23 protein-coding genes are annotated in these 15,439 nt (G+C 72.1%); 9 read left to right on the top strand and 14 right to left on the bottom strand.

Annotated elements, in window-relative coordinates; genetic code table 11:
* Positions 1 to 98: 98 nt before the first annotated feature.
* The 4 genes from ACRAKF_RS03160 to ACRAKF_RS03145 form a co-directional block, all read right to left on the bottom strand.
* On the bottom strand, positions 99 to 716 hold the full coding sequence (locus ACRAKF_RS03160; protein WP_447035199.1) for an alkaline shock response membrane anchor protein AmaP: 618 nt from the start codon (positions 714 to 716) through the stop codon (positions 99 to 101).
* Positions 700 to 1,677 (bottom strand): DUF6286 domain-containing Asp23/Gls24 family envelope stress response protein, encoded by a 978-nt coding sequence (locus tag ACRAKF_RS03155; RefSeq protein ID WP_447035198.1) that lies wholly within the window; start codon positions 1,675 to 1,677, stop codon positions 700 to 702. The genes ACRAKF_RS03160 and ACRAKF_RS03155 overlap by 17 nt, the downstream gene beginning before the upstream one ends.
* Complete coding sequence (locus ACRAKF_RS03150; RefSeq protein ID WP_447035197.1) at positions 1,674 to 1,859, bottom strand: hypothetical protein; 186 nt, start codon at positions 1,857 to 1,859, stop codon at positions 1,674 to 1,676. Before ACRAKF_RS03150 ends, ACRAKF_RS03155 begins: the two co-directional genes overlap by 4 nt.
* A gap of 102 nt (positions 1,860 to 1,961) precedes the next feature.
* Entirely contained in the window at positions 1,962 to 2,495 is a 534-nt protein-coding gene (locus ACRAKF_RS03145; RefSeq protein ID WP_447035195.1) for an Asp23/Gls24 family envelope stress response protein, read from the bottom strand.
* A 320-nt stretch (positions 2,496 to 2,815) separates the two neighbouring features.
* Here ACRAKF_RS03145 and ACRAKF_RS03140 point away from each other — a divergent pair, with 320 nt between their 5' ends.
* The 5 genes from ACRAKF_RS03140 to ACRAKF_RS03120 all read left to right on the top strand — a co-directional run bounded on the left by ACRAKF_RS03140 (position 2,816) and on the right by ACRAKF_RS03120 (position 5,919).
* Complete coding sequence (locus tag ACRAKF_RS03140; RefSeq protein WP_447041777.1) at positions 2,816 to 3,340, top strand: RNA polymerase sigma factor; 525 nt, start codon at positions 2,816 to 2,818, stop codon at positions 3,338 to 3,340.
* On the top strand, positions 3,331 to 3,999 hold the full coding sequence (locus tag ACRAKF_RS03135) for an Asp23/Gls24 family envelope stress response protein (RefSeq protein ID WP_447035194.1): 669 nt from the start codon (positions 3,331 to 3,333) through the stop codon (positions 3,997 to 3,999). The genes ACRAKF_RS03140 and ACRAKF_RS03135 overlap by 10 nt, the downstream gene beginning before the upstream one ends.
* Positions 3,996 to 4,352 (top strand): Asp23/Gls24 family envelope stress response protein, encoded by a 357-nt coding sequence (locus ACRAKF_RS03130; protein ID WP_447035193.1) that lies wholly within the window; start codon positions 3,996 to 3,998, stop codon positions 4,350 to 4,352. The genes ACRAKF_RS03135 and ACRAKF_RS03130 overlap by 4 nt, the downstream gene beginning before the upstream one ends.
* Positions 4,353 to 4,607: 255 nt before the next feature.
* Positions 4,608 to 5,207, top strand: a complete 600-nt coding sequence (locus ACRAKF_RS03125) for a hypothetical protein (protein WP_447035192.1) — start codon at positions 4,608 to 4,610, stop codon at positions 5,205 to 5,207.
* 145 nt (positions 5,208 to 5,352) lie between these two features.
* Positions 5,353 to 5,919 (top strand): type 1 glutamine amidotransferase domain-containing protein, encoded by a 567-nt coding sequence (locus ACRAKF_RS03120; RefSeq protein ID WP_447035191.1) that lies wholly within the window; start codon positions 5,353 to 5,355, stop codon positions 5,917 to 5,919.
* A 121-nt stretch (positions 5,920 to 6,040) separates the two neighbouring features.
* On the opposite strand, the gene ACRAKF_RS03115 is transcribed toward ACRAKF_RS03120, so the two are convergent.
* From ACRAKF_RS03115 to ACRAKF_RS03105, 3 genes are all read right to left on the bottom strand, one after another.
* Entirely contained in the window at positions 6,041 to 6,673 is a 633-nt protein-coding gene (locus ACRAKF_RS03115; protein WP_447035190.1) for a hypothetical protein, read from the bottom strand.
* A 112-nt stretch (positions 6,674 to 6,785) separates the two neighbouring features.
* Positions 6,786 to 7,418 (bottom strand): VanZ family protein, encoded by a 633-nt coding sequence (locus ACRAKF_RS03110; RefSeq protein WP_447035188.1) that lies wholly within the window; start codon positions 7,416 to 7,418, stop codon positions 6,786 to 6,788.
* 86 nt (positions 7,419 to 7,504) lie between these two features.
* Entirely contained in the window at positions 7,505 to 7,999 is a 495-nt protein-coding gene (locus tag ACRAKF_RS03105; RefSeq protein ID WP_447035187.1) for a hemerythrin domain-containing protein, read from the bottom strand.
* 209 nt (positions 8,000 to 8,208) lie between these two features.
* Here ACRAKF_RS03105 and ACRAKF_RS03100 point away from each other — a divergent pair, with 209 nt between their 5' ends.
* Entirely contained in the window at positions 8,209 to 8,634 is a 426-nt protein-coding gene (locus ACRAKF_RS03100; RefSeq protein WP_447035186.1) for a DUF6003 family protein, read from the top strand.
* Between the two features lie 239 nt (positions 8,635 to 8,873).
* A complete protein-coding gene (locus ACRAKF_RS03095; RefSeq protein ID WP_447035185.1) occupies positions 8,874 to 9,314 on the top strand; it encodes a hypothetical protein in 441 nt (146 codons plus the stop codon).
* A 57-nt stretch (positions 9,315 to 9,371) separates the two neighbouring features.
* On the opposite strand, the gene ACRAKF_RS03090 is transcribed toward ACRAKF_RS03095, so the two are convergent.
* From ACRAKF_RS03090 to ACRAKF_RS03080, 3 genes are all read right to left on the bottom strand, one after another.
* Positions 9,372 to 10,250: a YihY/virulence factor BrkB family protein gene (locus ACRAKF_RS03090; RefSeq protein ID WP_447035184.1), complete on the bottom strand. Its 879-nt coding sequence runs from the start codon at positions 10,248 to 10,250 to the stop codon at positions 9,372 to 9,374.
* Positions 10,251 to 10,300: 50 nt separating this feature from the next.
* On the bottom strand, positions 10,301 to 10,555 hold the full coding sequence (locus ACRAKF_RS03085) for a hypothetical protein (protein ID WP_447035182.1): 255 nt from the start codon (positions 10,553 to 10,555) through the stop codon (positions 10,301 to 10,303).
* A 499-nt stretch (positions 10,556 to 11,054) separates the two neighbouring features.
* Positions 11,055 to 11,909, bottom strand: coding sequence for an ANTAR domain-containing protein (locus ACRAKF_RS03080; RefSeq protein ID WP_447035181.1), 855 nt, complete (start codon positions 11,907 to 11,909; stop codon positions 11,055 to 11,057).
* 263 nt (positions 11,910 to 12,172) lie between these two features.
* On the opposite strand from ACRAKF_RS03080, the gene ACRAKF_RS03075 reads away from it, so the two are divergent.
* Positions 12,173 to 12,352 (top strand): hypothetical protein, encoded by a 180-nt coding sequence (locus ACRAKF_RS03075; RefSeq protein ID WP_447035179.1) that lies wholly within the window; start codon positions 12,173 to 12,175, stop codon positions 12,350 to 12,352.
* 74 nt (positions 12,353 to 12,426) lie between these two features.
* Here the strand turns inward: ACRAKF_RS03075 and ACRAKF_RS03070 are convergent, their stop codons facing one another.
* The 4 genes from ACRAKF_RS03070 to ACRAKF_RS03055 all read right to left on the bottom strand — a co-directional run bounded on the left by ACRAKF_RS03070 (position 12,427) and on the right by ACRAKF_RS03055 (position 14,581).
* The gene (locus ACRAKF_RS03070; protein ID WP_447035178.1) at positions 12,427 to 13,047 is read right to left on the bottom strand and encodes an L-threonylcarbamoyladenylate synthase; all 621 of its coding nucleotides are present in this window, start codon (positions 13,045 to 13,047) and stop codon (positions 12,427 to 12,429) included.
* 41 nt (positions 13,048 to 13,088) lie between these two features.
* Positions 13,089 to 13,547, bottom strand: coding sequence for a hypothetical protein (locus ACRAKF_RS03065; RefSeq protein WP_447035177.1), 459 nt, complete (start codon positions 13,545 to 13,547; stop codon positions 13,089 to 13,091).
* Between the two features lie 69 nt (positions 13,548 to 13,616).
* The gene (locus tag ACRAKF_RS03060) at positions 13,617 to 14,084 is read right to left on the bottom strand and encodes a hypothetical protein (protein ID WP_447035176.1); all 468 of its coding nucleotides are present in this window, start codon (positions 14,082 to 14,084) and stop codon (positions 13,617 to 13,619) included.
* Between the two features lie 65 nt (positions 14,085 to 14,149).
* Positions 14,150 to 14,581 carry a hypothetical protein gene (locus tag ACRAKF_RS03055; protein ID WP_447035175.1) on the bottom strand — a complete coding sequence of 144 codons (432 nt, stop codon included), beginning with the start codon at positions 14,579 to 14,581 and terminating at the stop codon, positions 14,150 to 14,152.
* Between the two features lie 153 nt (positions 14,582 to 14,734).
* On the opposite strand from ACRAKF_RS03055, the gene ACRAKF_RS03050 reads away from it, so the two are divergent.
* Positions 14,735 to 15,346, top strand: coding sequence for a DinB family protein (locus ACRAKF_RS03050; RefSeq protein ID WP_447035173.1), 612 nt, complete (start codon positions 14,735 to 14,737; stop codon positions 15,344 to 15,346).
* Positions 15,347 to 15,439 lie beyond the last annotated feature (93 nt).

The raw sequence follows: 15,439 nt of genomic DNA, 5'->3' as shown, positions 1-15,439 counted from the left end.
AGGCTGCTGTGGCGAGGGCGCATGGCCTTGCGGGGGGACAGGGGCGCGGGGAACTGCGCGAACGGTGCCCGAAGCCAAGGCGAGCATCCACCCCCTCCTCAGCGAAGCCGTCCCCGTCCCCGCCCCCGCCCCCATCCCCGCCCCCACCGCCGAGGCAACGGCACTGCCAACCGCACCTCCGCCTCCACCTCCCGCGGCGCCGCGGCAGCCCGCAGCTCCGCCACAGCCTCCTCCGTCAGTTCCCGCAGCACCGCCCCCGGACCCGCATCGGACGCGAGCGTCAGCGTGACCCGCACCCGCAGCCGCCGGGGGCGCCCGCACAGCACCACGCGCGCATCGGCCACGCCAGGCACCGCACGGGCCCGCTCCGCCATCGCGGAGGCCAACGCGGAGCCCGACAGCGTGACATCCCCCTGCCCGAGCGCCAGCTCCCGCAGGCGTCCCGTCCGCAACTGACCCACGGCCCACCACAGGAACAGCAGGACCCCGAGGCAGAGCGCGGCGATCACCACAGGCGTCCACCACCCCCGGTCGCGCCACCGCCCGAGAGTTTCCTCCCCGAGCCACACCCGGTCGGCCGGAAGCCGGGGCCAGCCCGCGGGCAGCCGGTCCCGCACGAGATCCGTCACGGAGGCCAGCGCCGCCCCCGCGACCACCAGCGCGGCCGCCAGCACGAACAGCGCCCCCCGGTTGGTGGAGTTACGCAGTCCGCTCATCGGCGCTGCCCCCTCCGGCAGTCGAATCCGGCACGGCGGCCCGCGGCTCCGGCGGCGGACTCCAGGCCGGTTCGGTGCGCACCCGGACGCGGACCCGGAGAGGCCTCGCCAGGCCGCACGCGGCCACCGACTCCTCCGCCGCCTCGACCACGGCCACGCGAGCCGACTCCCGCGCGCCGAACCGCAGGCCCGCCCGCACCCGGGCGTGCCGCCGGCCGACGTCGACCCGTACGGGGCCGACGCCCGGCACGTCGGACACGGCGTCCCGCACCAGCAGGGCGACGGCACGTCGGTCGACGGTCGCCCGCACGCCCGCCGGCGCCGCCATGGGAAGCCGGCCGCGCAGACCGGGCGTGACGGCGAGGACCAGCAGCCACGCGCCGAGCACGAGGACGCCGACGGCGATCACCAGGCCGGGCCAGGCCGCGCTGTCCGGACCGTGGGCGGACAGCCACTCCAGCGAACGCGTCCGCCACCGCGCGGGCGCTCGCCCGGCCGCGTGCACGGAGACGACGTCGTAGAGGAGCAGCCCGCAGACCGCGGCGAACAGGAAGGCCGGCACGGCGACGGGCGCCCGCCGCTCCGACCACGGCCTGCGCGAGCGGAACTCAGCCGCCTGAGCCGCCTCGACGGACGTCTCCCGCGCCCCCTGCTCCGCCCGTTCCCGTACACGCAGCCCCCGCACCCGTACGCGGGCCGACGGCACGGCGAGCCCGGTGAGCAGCGCCGTGCGGTCGGCGACGTGTGAGCGCACGTGTTCGCCCGCCTCGTCGAGCACGGCGGGGTAGGGCAGGGTCACCGTGACGCCGACCCGGGCCCGGCGGCCCCGCACGGTGGCGGAGCCCCGGCCGACCTGGACCTCTCCCGGGCCGAGGGCCTCGGTGGCCGCCCGCTCGGCGATGCGGCGCACCGCGCGGTCGGCCACGGTCGTCGAGCCGCGCTCCGCCGCCGGGCCGCTCATCGGCCACCCCGGCCACGGCCGCCGAGGAACTCCCGTATGTCCGTGCCGTCGTCCACGAGACGTCCCACGACGAAGCCGACCGCGCCGAGCGCGGCCACCAGGAGGAAGGCACCGAAGCCGCCGAACCAGCCCGCGAACCCCAGAGCCATCCCGGCGATCATGCCTACCAGAGCTGTGTTCACCACTCACCTCTCACCGCGGAACCCCGCGACATCGGAACAGGAGGGACCGCGCTGCCTGGCCCGGGAAGGACCGCCCTGCCGGGCCTGGTAGCCGGGCGGGGGCTACTCCACCCGTGCGTCGCCCGTCGAGTCCGCGGTCTCGTCGCCGGGCAGCCGCACGTCGTTGACCGCGACGTTCACCTCGACGACCTCAAGGCCGGTGATCCGCTCCACGGCGGCGATGACGTTCTCGCGGACGTCGTGGGCGACGTCGGTGATCGGCACGCCGTACTCGACGACGATGTCCAGGTCGATGGCGGTCTGCCGCTCGCCGACCTCGACCTTCACGCCGCGCCCGACGTTGGGCCGGCCACCGGGAACGCGGTCGCGGACCGCGCCGAGCGTGCGGGAGAGCCCGCCGCCCATGTCGTACACGCCGGGGATCTCGCGCGCCGCCATACCGGCGATCTTCACGACCACCACGTCGGCGATGGAGGTCTTGCCGCGCGTCGCGGCCGGCTCGGACGGGCCGGTCCCGCCGGTCACGGTGGTGCTGCCCGCGCTCTTCTGCGACGTGTCGGTGCGGCCGATGTCGCCGGAGGCCGAGGTCGTGGTCGCGGTCGTGGTCGCGTTCGAGTGAATGTCCTGAGTCGCCATGACGGCTGCCCCTCGTAGTCAGAGTCGTTCGTCTGCGTTGTCTGTGCTGTCTGTGCTGTCCGGTGGGTCCGGCGCCCGCTCGTGTCACGGATGCGCCTGCCCGTGCCCACTCTCTTCTGTCCGACACGGATGCCGGAACGTCGTTACGCGCCTCAGAAAGTTTTTTCGCCGCGGCGGGTAACGTGCCCTCGCCGCGTAAGGCGGACGGCCTTCCATGTGTCGTAGGAGCACGACCTGGACGAGAGGAGCCGCGTGTGCCCGGGGAACGGGGCGGAGCGCCGGAGGACGAAGCGGACGCGTCCGCACGGCGCCACGACGGATTGCTGGCGGTACGCGCCGGGGAAGGCGACGAAGAGGCCTTCGAGGAGCTGATGCGCCGCCATGCCCCCGCTCTGCTGCGGCTCGCGACGCGGCTGCTCGGAAGCCGGACGGAGGCCGAGGACGCCGTACAGGAGTCGTTCGTGAGCGCTTGGCGCAAGCTGCCGGAGTTCCGCAGGGACGCGCGGTTCAGCACGTGGATACATCGCATCGTCACCAACCGGTGCCTGAACGTGCTGCGTTCGCGCAGGCCCTCCGTCGACCTGGAGGGCGTGCCCGAACCGCAGGCGCCCGAACACGTGGCGTCCCCGGCCAGAGTGGCCGAATCCCACGCCGCCGCGGCCGACCTGTCCAGGGCGATGGCGGGGCTCTCACCGGAACAGCGTGTCTGCTGGGTGCTGCGCGAACTCAACGGCCTCGCCTACGAAACCATCGCCGAGTCCGTCGGCATCAGTCCGGAGGCGGTGCGCGGCCGTGTCTTCAGGGCACGGCGCTATCTCACGGAGGCGATGGCCGCATGGCGGTGAACGAGGAGACAGGACCGGGCGGCGGGCACGGCGCCGTCGGCGGGAGCGGCCCGGAGCACGACCGGGCGGAACGGGAGCTGCTGCCCTGCGGCAGGGAACTGTGGAGCGTCTGGGAACGCCACGAGACCGGCGAGCCCGACCCCCACGCCGCCGGGTGCCCGCACTGCACCGAGGCGCTGAACTCCCTGCGGCGCCTGGAGGACGTCGTCACCACCGCGCGGGACACGGACCCCGCGGCGGACGAACAGGACGCCTCGGCGCTGGTGGGCCGCGTCATGGACGTGGTCCGCCTCGAACTGCGGCCGGGCCGCACGCTGCCGCTCGGCGAGGACGACGAGGACGCCTGGATCGTGGAGGCAGCCGCCGCCCGGGTGATCCGTACGGCGGCCGAGACGCTGCCGGGGGTACGGGCGGGCAGTTGCCGCATCGAGGCCGTGCCCGACCTGATGCCCGACGCGGCTTCGGCGCAGCGCTTGCGGCGTGGCCCCGTCGTCATCCGCCTGGCGGTGGAGGTGGCACTCACCTGGGGTCTCCAGGAGGTCGCGGACAAGGTGCGCCACCGGGTCCTCGAAGCCGCCGACGCCGAGCTCGGCATGCGGGTCGTCTCCGTCGACGTGACGATCGCGGACATCATCGACGACAGCGAGGAGCGGCCGTGACCGAGCGACTGGCCTCCGGTGAGCTGACCGAGGCCGTGGGAAGGGCGGTGCTCGCCACCCCCGGGGTCGCCTTCCTGCGGCCGGGCCTCGCCCAGCTCATCCGCGCCTCGAAGGCCTTGGCCCGGGTGCGCCCCGGCAGCGGCGCGTCGGACGGTCCCTCGTACGCCTCAGGCGTGCGGGTGACGCGGGACAGGGGGAGCTGGCAGGCCGAGGTGCACGTCGTGCTGCGCCGCGGCCACCGGGCCGTGGACGTGACGCGGGAGGTGCGCGCGGCGGTCGTCGGCGCGCTGCGGCAGGCGACGGGGGCGACGGACGACCCACGGGTCACGGTGACCGTGACGGGTCTCGTCTGACGTCCCCGCGTCCCCACATCCGTGATCCGTGGCCGTCGGCGCTGTTGCCGTTCGGTGACATGCGGGACAGAGCTGTGACGTGCGGAAGGACAACGTGTTGGGGGCCTGGCGGGTCGTAAGGGATGTCGGATCAAAAGGACGGATATGTTCGCCCGAAAAGGACCCGACCATGCGAGATCCGACGTCCTGAACTCTGACGACCTGAACTCTGACGACCTGAACTCTGATGACCTGGGGGAATCGATGAAGACGAGCATGCGTGTGAACAAGGGCCTGGTCGCCGCGGCAGCGGTGGCGGCGACGGCCGGTGTCGCCGCCGGGACGGTACCGGCTTCCGCGGCCGGTACGCCCCGCTTCCTGGCACCTTCCCAGCTTCCGCCGCACCCGACGTCGGCCTGGACCGCGGGACCGGTCACGGCGGGGCAGCCGGACCCGCTGCCGATGTGCGTCGGCGAGGCGCTCCCGTCCACCTCCGTGCACCGCGCCTACCGCACCGACCTGGACACCGGCGCCTTGCAGGTGACGGTCGTCGAGCGCAGTGAGCGGCGGGCCAAGGACTACGCGGCCCTGCTGCGCACCAAGCTCGACGGATGCGCGAAGAAGGTGATGGAGGAGAACCCCGACATCACCGCGGAGCAGAAGTACTACGGCAAGCTGAACGTCGAGGAGGGCGCGTACGTCTACGGCGTCCACACGAACGCCACCTGGGGCGCCTCCGACATCAACATGTTCTCGGTGGGACGTGACGGCAACACCGTGACGCTCGTGCAGTGGGGCCAGATGGGTGGCTTCGCCGACGCCCAGGTCGCCGACTTCAAGAAGACGACCGTCACGGCGGTGAACAAGCTCTACTGATCAACGGCGGAAACGGCGGAAACGGCAGAAACGGCAGACTTTCTGCCCGCCCGGCAGGAGACGTTGGTCCCGCATGCCCCGCGGGGCACGGGGCACCCGATCCGCGCACGACCGAGCAACCACAGCAGGAAGGAAAGGAAGCGTCATGGCTGAGAACACCCTGGACGGCCACCGCGTTCTGGCGATCGTGTCCAACTACGGGATCGAACAGGACGAACTGGTGGTGCCGGTGGAGCACCTGCGCGACCGGGGCGCGCACGTCGACGTCGCCGCCGTCTCGGCGGAGGAGATCCAGACCCTCGTCGGCGACAAGGACCCCGGCAAGACGGTCCGGCCGGACCTGAAGATCTCGGACGCGGACGTGTCCTCGTACGACCTGCTCGTGGTGCCCGGCGGCACGATCAACGCCGACAACCTGCGGCTCGACGAGGACGCGGTGAACGCGGTGCGTACGTTCGCCCGGGCGGGCAAGAAGGTGGCCGCGATCTGCCACGGCCCATGGCTGCTGGTCGAGGCCGACGTCCTTGCGGGCAAGACCCTCACCTCGTACGCCTCGGTCGCCACCGACATCCGTAACGCCAAGGGCACGTGGGTCGACAAGTCCGTCATGCACTGCGGCGCCGAGGACTGGGATCTCATCACCTCGCGCAATCCGGGTGATCTCAAGGACTTCTGCCGCGAGATCGACTCCACGCTCGGGGCGGCGGTCTGACGCACCCTTTCCGCTCGCGCCGGGCGCCGGGCGCGGGACACAGGGACACAGCGGTGGCCGGGAGGTACTCCTCCTGGCCACCGCTGCTCGTGTGATCGACAGCGGCGGCCGGGAGTCGGCCTCAGTGGCGGGTCGGGTGCGCCGAGCGCTGGGTCGGCAGGCCGAAGGGACGGTGCGGTCGCGCGAGACCCGCGGACGCGTCGGCCCTGCGGTCCTGCGGGCGGGGCATCAGCAGCTCGTGGAAGAGCTCGTGCCCGGCGAGCATGGCGTGCCGCATGGCCTCGGGGTCGGTCTCGCCCGCGGCCGCGCGCCGCGCTGCCTCGTGCAGTTCACGGCTGCCGTGGGCGTGCCGCGGGCAGTGCAGGGAGAGGGCGTCGGCCTGGCGCACGCGTGACTCCGCGGGGAAGCCGCGCTCCACGGCGAGCCGGTTGAGCAGGGCGTTGGCCAGCGCGACCGTCTGTCCCGGAGCGTCGGCGAACCGCTCCTGCAACTCGGCCCACGAGGAGCTGTACCGCTCACGGGTCGGCGTGCTCAGCCCCTTGACGCGGAGGTTGCCGAAGCGCCGCAGGCGCTCACTGAGCTCGCGCTCGGCGGCTGCCGTGTCCCCCTGGTGCTCCGCCACCGCGCGGTCGAACTCGGGACCGAAGCGGCGCCGGAGGTCGTCGGTACTCGTCTGGTTCAGCGGGCGGGCGAGCAGCAGCGCAGTGATGATCGCCACGGCCGCGCCCAGGATGGCCAGCATGCTTACGGACATGTGCCTGCCTTCCTCAGAGACTCCCTCAAGCGAGGCTTCAGCTACAGCGTGTAACCAAACGTGCGCAGAATAAACGCGTTGGGTGACATTTCACTTCCGCTGCGTGGGTGATTCACCAACCCTGGCGGGCATCACGCTGGGCATCGCGCTTGGTGAAGCGGTGCCACCAGTGGTGCCGCCGGGGGTGGACGGCCCGGCCGAGCCTGCGCCCCAGGACGAGATAGCCGAGCAGCGCGCCCGTGGTGTTGAGGATGACGTCGTCGATGTCGAAGGTCCGGCCCGTCACGAGGATGCCCTGTGCCAGCTCGACCAGGACCATGGTCACCGCCGTGGCCAGCGCCACCCTCAGCAGGCCGCGGGTGCGGGGGAGGAGCACGGGCAGCAGCAGGCCGAACGGCACCCCGAGCAGGATGTTGCCGCCGATCTGCTTGACCGTGTCACGGAAACCCGGCTGGGCCAGGTAGTCCCGTATGGAGTCCCCGGGTGTGAGGTTGCTGTGGGTCAGGCTCACGGAGGCCGCCGACGGCTCCAGCGTGAGACGGGCCAGCACCACGGCGAAGGCGACCATGCCGACGAAGGCGGCAAGCATCGTGACCGCCCGCACCAGCGGCGGCAGCGGCGCCTTGCGCGGCTCGGGCTCGGGCTCGCCGGCGGTCCCCGCCGCTTCCTCGTGGCGACGTGAGCGTGCCGTGAGGCGTGTGCGTGCCGTACGACGTGAGCGTGCCGTGCCGCGTGTGCGTGCCATCAGTGCCTCCACCTCCAGGAAGGGCCGGCCCGTCGAACCGTGGCGGGATGTACCGGACCGCGTGGCTCCGCCGGGCGAGCCGGTGATCAGCCGTGCACCATGCGTCGTACGTCGTCCATGTCCCCGCAGCACGTACGCAGTTGCTCGGCGCGCTCCCTCGCGAACGCGGCGCCGAGGCGGATGCGTCCGGCCCGGGTGACCCGCTCACCGGCGTCCACGAGGAGCGTCCGTTCCGTCTCGTCCGCGTAGTCGGTCACCGAGGTGACGAGTTCCTCCAGCCGGGCGTCCCATGCGCAGGGGCTCCGCTCGTCGGCCTCCAGGAGGTCGAGCAGGGCCTCGGTGCCCTCACCGTGGCGGGCCACACCGCGCCGGATCTGGCCGTTGTCGATGCCTCCGTACCGCAGGAGCGCGGGGTAGACCTCCGTCTCCTCGGCCCGTACGTGGGCGATGTAGAGCTGCGCGAAGTCCCGCAGGGCGTGGCGGTGTTCGGATGGGCCGCCGTGGCTCAACTGCCGCAGCAGGTCCTCCGCGATCCGGTGGTCCTTGAGGATCAGCTTGACTACGTCCTGCGAAGGGAACATCAAGTGCCCGCCTCTCTGGTCCGCTTCCCCGCTCCGCTACCCGGCCCCGGCCACCTGATGCGTCGCATCGGCCGATCGGCGCAACACCGCCCTCTGCGGTGAGGTGCCCGGTGAGGTCGGGGAGAGGGGCGCCGGGGGCGTCCCGGATGCGTCTCCCGGCGCTAGCATCAGACGCCGCTGACCTACGATGAAGGAACGGTTCTGCTGCCATGGCCGACGATGCCTGCCTGTTTCTGCTGCCCGCACGCCACCCCCTGATCGGGGCGCCCCTCGCCGCCGTCGGCGACCTGGAGTGCCGCGAGACCCCCGCTGTCCAGGGATGGCTGCACGCCCATGGGGTGTCGGCCTCCTCGGAGCTCGTCCGCATTCTCCCCGCGGAGACTGAGGCGATCATTCCGGAGGAGGCCGAGCGGCTGCCCGTGCCGCTGAGCCCCGAGGAGACCATCCGGGTGCAACAGGCGTGCGCCCCGCGGTCGGTGACGGACATCGAGTCCGAACTGCTCGACTTCCGGGACGCCGCACGGGAACGGGAGTCGCTCGTCCACCGTGCCCTGACCGCCGGCATCCCCGCGCCCCGCATCGCGCAGCTCACCGGTCTCGACCCGCAGGAGGTCGGCCGCCTGACCGAGGGCTGACGGCGCGAGAGGGCCCGGCAGGACGGCGGGCAGCGCCTTCCGGGGCCCGGACGGCATACGGCGCCTTCCGGAAGGCCCGGAGGGCGCCCTTCGGACGTGGTGCGACAATCTGCTGACCGGATCGCGGACCGTGGCTCCGGTCCGGTCCGGTGCGGTGGTCGCACCGCATTGAGCGAGAAGCTGTGGAGGGCCCTGGGGCGGTGTCGCCCCCGGTGCCCGGCGGTGGGGAGGAACCGACGATGACGCAGTGGCGGTACCACGCCAGGGACGCGGTGGAGTGGCGGCACATCGCCAGGGGCGCCAGGCCGGTTCCCGAACCCATGGCCACGCCCTTCGTCTGGACGGCCGCTTCCTGGGGCTCCTTCGCGCTGATCGGCGTGCTCGACCTGCTCGGCGCCCTCGACCGCACCGGCTTCGCGCTGGCCGCGCTCTCCCTGCTCGCCGCAGTCCTCGGGGTGCTCGGCCGGTTCACCGCCGCCCCGGGGACCGCGCTGCTCTGCTGGGCCCTGCTGAACGTCTTCGCCGCCCACCCCACCGGCGAGATCTCCTGGGCGGGGCACCGGGATCCCGGCTGGATGGCCTGCCTGCTCGCGGCGGCCCTCCTCGGCACGGCCGCGGGCCGGCTGTTCTCCGCGCGGGCGGCCTACCGCCGCGTCACCCCGTACGACGGAGCAGCCTGACCGGCGCACCCTCTCGGTCACCCGGCACCCTCTCGGTCACCGCGCGGCCCGCCTCGGTCACCGCGCGGCGGCGGTCCGCACCCGGGCCAGCTCCACGGTGTACTGCGCCCCGGCGAGCAGCGCCAGGTTGGACATCCACAGCCAGACCAGGAAGACCACGACGCCCGCCAGCGAACCGTAGAGCTTGCCGTAGCTGCCGAACCCGGACGCGTACCAGGTGAACAGGGCCGACGACACCAGCCAGAGCAGCGCCGCGAGCAGACCCCCCGGCAGGCTGTGGCGCCAGCCACGGGCGGACGGCGGCGCGTTGCGGAACAGGACGAGGACGAGCAGCGCCACCAAGCAGAACAGGGCGGGCCACTTCAGGACCACCCACGCGGTCTGCCCCGCGTCCCCGACACCGATACGCCGGCCAAGCCCCTCGGCGAGCGGACCGCTGAGCACCAGCAGGAGCGCGCTCGCGACGAGCAGCGCCAGGAGCGTGACCGCGGTCATCAGCACCCGGTGCGCCTTGCGCCAGACGGGCCGGCAGTCCGCCTGCCCGTGCATCGCGTGCAGCGCCCGCCGGAAGACGGCCGAGTAGCTGGACGCGGACCACACGGCGCTGACCGCCCCGGCGATCACCACGGTGAGCGCCGCCGAACGCGCGTCCGCCATGTCGCTGAGCGCCGCGTGCAGGGCGCGCCCCGACTGGGCGGGCGCCCAGGCCGTCACCTCGGATATCAGCGCCTCGGTCGTGTCCGGGCTGACCAGGCTGATGAGGCTGACGGTGACCAGGAAGGCGGGGAGCAGGGCCAGGATCGCGTAGTACGTCAGGGCCGCGGCCCAGTCCGAGACGTCGTCGTTCCACATCGATACGGGGGTACGGCGCAGGGCGGTGCACCGCGGGCCCCATGCCGCGCCCGCCGTGGGCGCGGCTGCCGGTGGACTGTCCATGGAACTGCTCCTTGAGCGTGGTGACCGTGGCGACGTGCGGGATGCCGCTGCTACCCGCGCTGCTCCGCCTCGCTCCGGTTCAGTCCATGGGCCAGTTCCTGGAGCACTTCGTGCTGTGTCTTTCCGGTCATTTCGGCGATCTGAAAGAGCAGCGCGGCACACAAGGCGGTGGCACTGTCGGCGACTTGATCGAGATCGCCGTCCTTCGCGCGTATCTCCGCGATGTATTCGTCCATTGCGGGTTCGCCGGAAATGTAAGCCGTCATGGCTTCGATCCCCGCGCGCACGCGGTCGTAGTCATTCATCGTCATGACCGTAGACTTTCACGTCACCTCACCCTCTCGCCAAACCCGTCATGAACGCCGCATCGCCGAAAGTTCCGGGCCGGGCGGGAGGCTTGCATAAACTCCCTGCCGTGCTCGGGACGGGATCCGCTCAAGCGGCCTTTCTCTTCTCCGGCCGGGCCGACCGAATTTGCTGCCTTTCCGGCCCCGGCGCCACCTCACCCCCGCCGCGGATCAGGCGAAGGTGGCGCCGGCGGGCGTGCCGGCCGGAACGTTCCCGGGATGTGGGGTCCAGCAGCCGGTCCTCCAGCCGCACCATCAGGAGGAGCAGAACTGCCAGCCCCGGCAGGAGTAGGACGGCGACCGCTGTCATGCCGCTCCCCTTTCCGTTGAGGACCCCTTCCGGGTGCCCGCGCGGACGGAGAGGAACAGCGCCCGACGTGAAGATTCCGCGAGGAACCGCCCGGGAGGGGGCAGCGGCCGGGGGAGCAGCGGTCGGCGGGTCAGCGGTCGCGCACGCTCAGCCCTGGCGGGCGAGGGCGAGCCGGTGCAGATCCTCCAGCGCCTCCGGCAGGACGGTGCGCCGATGCCACTCGATCCACGCCCCTGTGGCACGGCTGGTGTCCGCGAGGGCCCGGAGCTGTGCCCCGGTGAAGCCGATCAGGGGGCGTGCGTGGTGCGAGGAGATGACGCCGTGCACGGTGTCCGTCGCGTCGATCAGCGGAATGCTGTGGCAGGCGCGGCTGCCGGCGGAGAGGATCACGCGGCGCGAGAGGTCGTCGAAACCGGGGGACGCTTCCACGTCCTTGACGGTTACCTGACGGCGGGCGACGGCGGCCCGTGAGCACGCGGTCCCCCCGTCCACGAACGCGAAGAAATCGGTGAACTCCTGGTTCAGGCCGGTGTGTTTCTCCATGCGCAGGGTGGTGTCCTCGACCAGCTGGACGTTGCCCATGTCGGTGCTGGTGATGTCGAGCACGCGGTTCAGGGCGCTGCCGAGGACCTCTCCCTGGTTCCTCGCGTCGAGCGTGCCGGAGCCGAGCGCGTCGAGCGGCGGGGCCGGCTCCGGTGGCCGCGGCTGGAACCAGGACTGCGCACCGCGCTCCGGGCCCGAGGTGCGGGCGATGGCGACGGCCACCTGGTGCAGCTTGATGTTGGCCCGCTGCGACGCCTGGCGCATCAGCGAGAACGCCGCCTCGGCGTCCGGCAGGCCGTACCGCTCCACCAGCACGCCCTCGGCGAGCGCGATCTTGGGGCGGGAGCGGACCTGCACCTCCAGCTCGGACACCTGCCGCCGCAGCTCGGCCGCCTGGGCCGCGAGCCGCTGCGTCGTGGGCCCCAGGGGGGAGGACCGCTCGCCCTCGGGATGGGGCACCGGCTGATTGTCGGTCAATGAATCTCCAGCTGTCGAGTCGGCCACGGCCCCCTGATTGTTCGGCGGAGGCAGCGGTGACGGCAACTCCTCGCAGCAGTGTTCCATGGGCCGCCGGAGGCCTGGGCCGCACCCGGCGCGACGGCCGGGCGCAGGGACGGGCACTCGCCGTGCGCATGGACGGGCACTCGCGGGGAAACCGGCCAGTGAGCCACTCCCCGCATCGCCGCGCGGCGTCGGTCCGCGCCCCTCCCGAAGGAGTCACCGTGCTCGCTGTCGGCGCTGCCGTCGTGTTCGGCCTGGCGTGGATCCTCCACCTCACCGAGACCTCGGCCAATATCTTCTTCGGCACCACCAGCCTGACGCTGCTGGGTCTGACCCTGGTGGCGCTGCACCTCACCGGTGTCGGCGCCGGCTGGACCCCGCAGCGCCGGCGCCGCCGCTGACCCGGACGCCGCGTCCGTGCCCGCGCCCGTGCCCGCGCCCGCGCCCGTGCCCGTGCCCGTGCCCGTGTGAGGGCCTACTCGAAGCGGGAGGTGTCCCCGGCTCCGTGACGGACGATCTCGGCCTCGCCTTCCGAGAAGTCGATCACCGTGGTGGGTTCGGTGCCGCAGTCCCCGGAGTCGATGACGGCGTCCACGACGTGGTCGAGCCGCTCCTTGATGTCCCAGCCCTGCGTGAGCGGCTCCTCCTCGTCGGGCAGGAGGAGGGTGCTGGAGAGCAGCGGTTCGCCGAGTTCGGCGAGCAGAGCCTGGGTGACGGTGTGGTCGGGGATGCGGACCCCGACGGTCTTCTTCTTCGGGTGCAGGAGCTGCCGGGGGACTTCCCTGCTCGCGGGCAGGATGAAGGTGTAGCGGCCGGGCGTGGCGGCCTTGATGGCGCGGAACACGTCGTTGTCGAGGTGCACGAACTGGCCGAGCTGCGCGAAGTTCTGGCACACCAGGGTGAAGTGGTGGCGCTCGTCGAGCTGACGGATCGTCCGAATCCTGCCGAGGCCTTCGCGGCTGCCGAGCTGGCAGCCCAGCGCGTAACAGGAGTCCGTCGGGTACGCGATGAGCGCGCCGGAGCGGATGCTGTCGACCACGGTGGTGATGCTGCGCCGCTGGGGATTGTCGGGGTGGACGTCGAAGTACTTGGCCATTGGCCGAGTCTAGGCGATCGGCCGCCACCCGGCGGCGAGGCTCAGTGCCAGGGGCAGCGGGGCAGGCCGGGGAAGGGGTCGGTGCTGGTCAGGACGCTGCTCGCGGGCATGTTGCCCCAGGCCTCGATGCTGGGCAGACTCACCGTCTCGTCGCCCTGCGTGTAGTACCAGACGTTGTTGCCGCCCTTGTGCGCCTCGCCGATCGAGTAGCAGACGAACCAGCTCTGGGTCGTCTTCAGCCGCCCGGTCACGGGGGCGTCGAAGGCCGGGCGTCCGTACAGGTCTCCCGGGGCGTTGGCGCAGTACAGGTCGCCGGTGAACTTGTTGCCGAGGGTGTCCGTGTGGGTGACGTTCGGCCGCAGGACGCAGTTCGCGTCGGCCGTGGGGGTGGGGGTGGGCGTCGCCGCCGAGGCCGGGGTCAGGGGCCACAGGGCGGCGGCCGCGAGGACGAGGGCCGAGGCGGCGGTACGCCCGCCGCGCGTCTTCTCGAAGAACGCCACGATCTCACTCCAGATGTCGGTGGTCAGGCAGGTGGTCAGACAGGTGGTCAGTCGGCCGGGCGGTGGCGGTCAGCCGGGCAGGCAGGCCGGCAGGCCGGGGAAGGGATCGGGTTCGGTCTCGACGCGGAAGGCCGGCACGTATCCCCAGCCCTCCCACAGCGGCCAGTTGAGGACCTCGTCGCCCTGCGTGTAGTACCAGATGCGGTTGCCGCCCTGATGCAGGTCACCGCTCTGCCAGCACACGAACCAGCTCGGCGAGGTCTTCAGCTTGGAGATGACCGTCCCGTACACCTCCGGCGTCGCGAAGACGTCGGCCACGGCGTTCTCGCAGTAGAGGTCCTTCGTGTACGTGTGGCCCTTGATGTCGGTGTGCCGTACGCCCTCGCGGATGTGGCACACCGGAGCCGCGGAATCGTTCCGGGCGGTGCTCGCGGCGGCCGCACCGGCCGCGGGCAGGAACATCGAAGCCGCCGCGGCTGCCGACAGCGCCCCGAGCGCATGCCATCGCCTCGCCGTGCCCCGTGACTGTCTCTTCATCCCCGTATCCCCCTCATCGTCCCCTCGTCCCCTCATGCCCTCATGCCCTCATGCCCTCATCCCGGTCATCCCCAAGAACATTTGGGCAGGCCGGGTACTGGGTCCTGCTCCGTCTCCAGCTTCACGGCGGGCATGTAGCCCCAGGCCTGCGCGCTCGGACGCGAGACGACCTCGTCGCCCTGGGTGTAGTACCAGATGTTGTTGCCCCCGGAGTGGGGGTCGCCGACCTTCCAGCAGACGAACCAGCTCCTGGTGGTGACCATGCGGCCGACCACGGGGCTGTCGGTGAACGACTGGAGATGGACGTCGCCGGGCGCGTTGTCGCACAGGATGTCCGCGTCCCACGTCATCCCGGTCCAGTCCGTGTGCGGACTGTTCTCACGCATGACGCACGCCGTGGCCGAGCCGGCCGCGTGCGAGGTCCCGGCCGCCGTACCCGTCAGGCACGTCGCGACGACGGCCGCGGCGAGCAGCGTGCCGCTGGTCCTCCGGTTCATGGTCCCCCCTGGTGTACCGGTCCGCTGTGTACCGGTCCGCTGTGTCCGTCTGCTGTGTCCCTCGGCGGGAGTCTCCCGCGTCCCGCTGACACCGCTCTGACTACGCGGGAATTACGGGAGACACGCGGATCACCCGGCGGGCAGACTGCCCTGATGACCGGATCACGAGACTTCAAGACCGACCTCAAGGTGTACTTGCAGGACGCGCGCGACTGTCTGCTGTGGAAACTCGACGGGCTCTCCGAGTACGACATCCGCCGACCGATGACCCCTACGGGCACCAATCTGCTGGGCCTGGTGAAGCACGTCACCGGCGCCGAGGCGCTCTACCTGGGCGAGACGTTCGGCCGGAGTTTCACCGGCGCGCCGAAGCTGTGGTGCACGGGCGAGGCCGAGCCCAACGCGGACATGTGGGCGACCCCGGAGGAGTCGCGGGAGTCGGTGGTCGGGCTGTACCGCCGGGTGTGGGCCCACTCGGACGAGACGATCGAGTCACGCTCCCTCGACGCGCTCGGCCGAGTACCCGGCGGCCCGGAGAAGGAACTGACGCTCCATCGGGTCCTCGTCCACGTGATCGCCGAGACCCAGCGGCACGCCGGCCACGCCGACGTCGCCAGGGAACTCGTCGACGGAGCCGTCGGCCAGCGCGAGGACGGGCGGAACATGGCGCCCGGCGACCCCGCGTGGTGGGCGGACCACCGCGCCCGGCTCCAGCGCGTGGCCGAGGAAGCCGGACGCACCGCCCGTGATGCCGCGTCGGCGTGAGGTGAGTGGCGGCGCGGCCGGCTCGCGGGAGCCGGACTCCGCGGGGCCGGCGGCCCGTCCCTGCTGACCGGCTTCCTGAACCTGGCCGAGCGC

The sequence above is a fragment of the Streptomyces sp. DSM 118878 genome (genome assembly GCF_052936595.1).
Note: the sequence above shows the minus strand (reverse complement) of the source record. Positions and strands in the feature narration are given on the sequence as shown.

Bases quoted from the DNA above. Each gene is read 5' to 3' on its own strand.
- ACRAKF_RS03160 (WP_447035199.1), bottom strand. From the start codon at position 716: ATGAGCGGACTGCGTAACTCCACCAACCGGGGGGCGCTGTTCGTGCTG.
- ACRAKF_RS03155 (WP_447035198.1), bottom strand. From the start codon at position 1,677: ATGAGCGGCCCGGCGGCGGAGCGCGGCTCGACGACCGTGGCCGACCGC.
- ACRAKF_RS03145 (WP_447035195.1), bottom strand. From the start codon at position 2,495: ATGGCGACTCAGGACATTCACTCGAACGCGACCACGACCGCGACCACG.
- ACRAKF_RS03135 (WP_447035194.1), top strand. From the start codon at position 3,331: ATGGCGGTGAACGAGGAGACAGGACCGGGCGGCGGGCACGGCGCCGTC.
- ACRAKF_RS03125 (WP_447035192.1), top strand. From the start codon at position 4,608: ATGCGTGTGAACAAGGGCCTGGTCGCCGCGGCAGCGGTGGCGGCGACG.
- ACRAKF_RS03120 (WP_447035191.1), top strand. From the start codon at position 5,353: ATGGCTGAGAACACCCTGGACGGCCACCGCGTTCTGGCGATCGTGTCC.
- ACRAKF_RS03115 (WP_447035190.1), bottom strand. From the start codon at position 6,673: ATGTCCGTAAGCATGCTGGCCATCCTGGGCGCGGCCGTGGCGATCATC.
- ACRAKF_RS03110 (WP_447035188.1), bottom strand. From the start codon at position 7,418: ATGGCACGCACACGCGGCACGGCACGCTCACGTCGTACGGCACGCACA.
- ACRAKF_RS03105 (WP_447035187.1), bottom strand. From the start codon at position 7,999: ATGTTCCCTTCGCAGGACGTAGTCAAGCTGATCCTCAAGGACCACCGG.
- ACRAKF_RS03100 (WP_447035186.1), top strand. From the start codon at position 8,209: ATGGCCGACGATGCCTGCCTGTTTCTGCTGCCCGCACGCCACCCCCTG.
- ACRAKF_RS03095 (WP_447035185.1), top strand. From the start codon at position 8,874: ATGACGCAGTGGCGGTACCACGCCAGGGACGCGGTGGAGTGGCGGCAC.
- ACRAKF_RS03090 (WP_447035184.1), bottom strand. From the start codon at position 10,250: ATGGACAGTCCACCGGCAGCCGCGCCCACGGCGGGCGCGGCATGGGGC.
- ACRAKF_RS03085 (WP_447035182.1), bottom strand. From the start codon at position 10,555: ATGAATGACTACGACCGCGTGCGCGCGGGGATCGAAGCCATGACGGCT.
- ACRAKF_RS03070 (WP_447035178.1), bottom strand. From the start codon at position 13,047: ATGGCCAAGTACTTCGACGTCCACCCCGACAATCCCCAGCGGCGCAGC.
- ACRAKF_RS03060 (WP_447035176.1), bottom strand. From the start codon at position 14,084: ATGAAGAGACAGTCACGGGGCACGGCGAGGCGATGGCATGCGCTCGGG.
- ACRAKF_RS03055 (WP_447035175.1), bottom strand. From the start codon at position 14,581: ATGAACCGGAGGACCAGCGGCACGCTGCTCGCCGCGGCCGTCGTCGCG.
- ACRAKF_RS03050 (WP_447035173.1), top strand. From the start codon at position 14,735: ATGACCGGATCACGAGACTTCAAGACCGACCTCAAGGTGTACTTGCAG.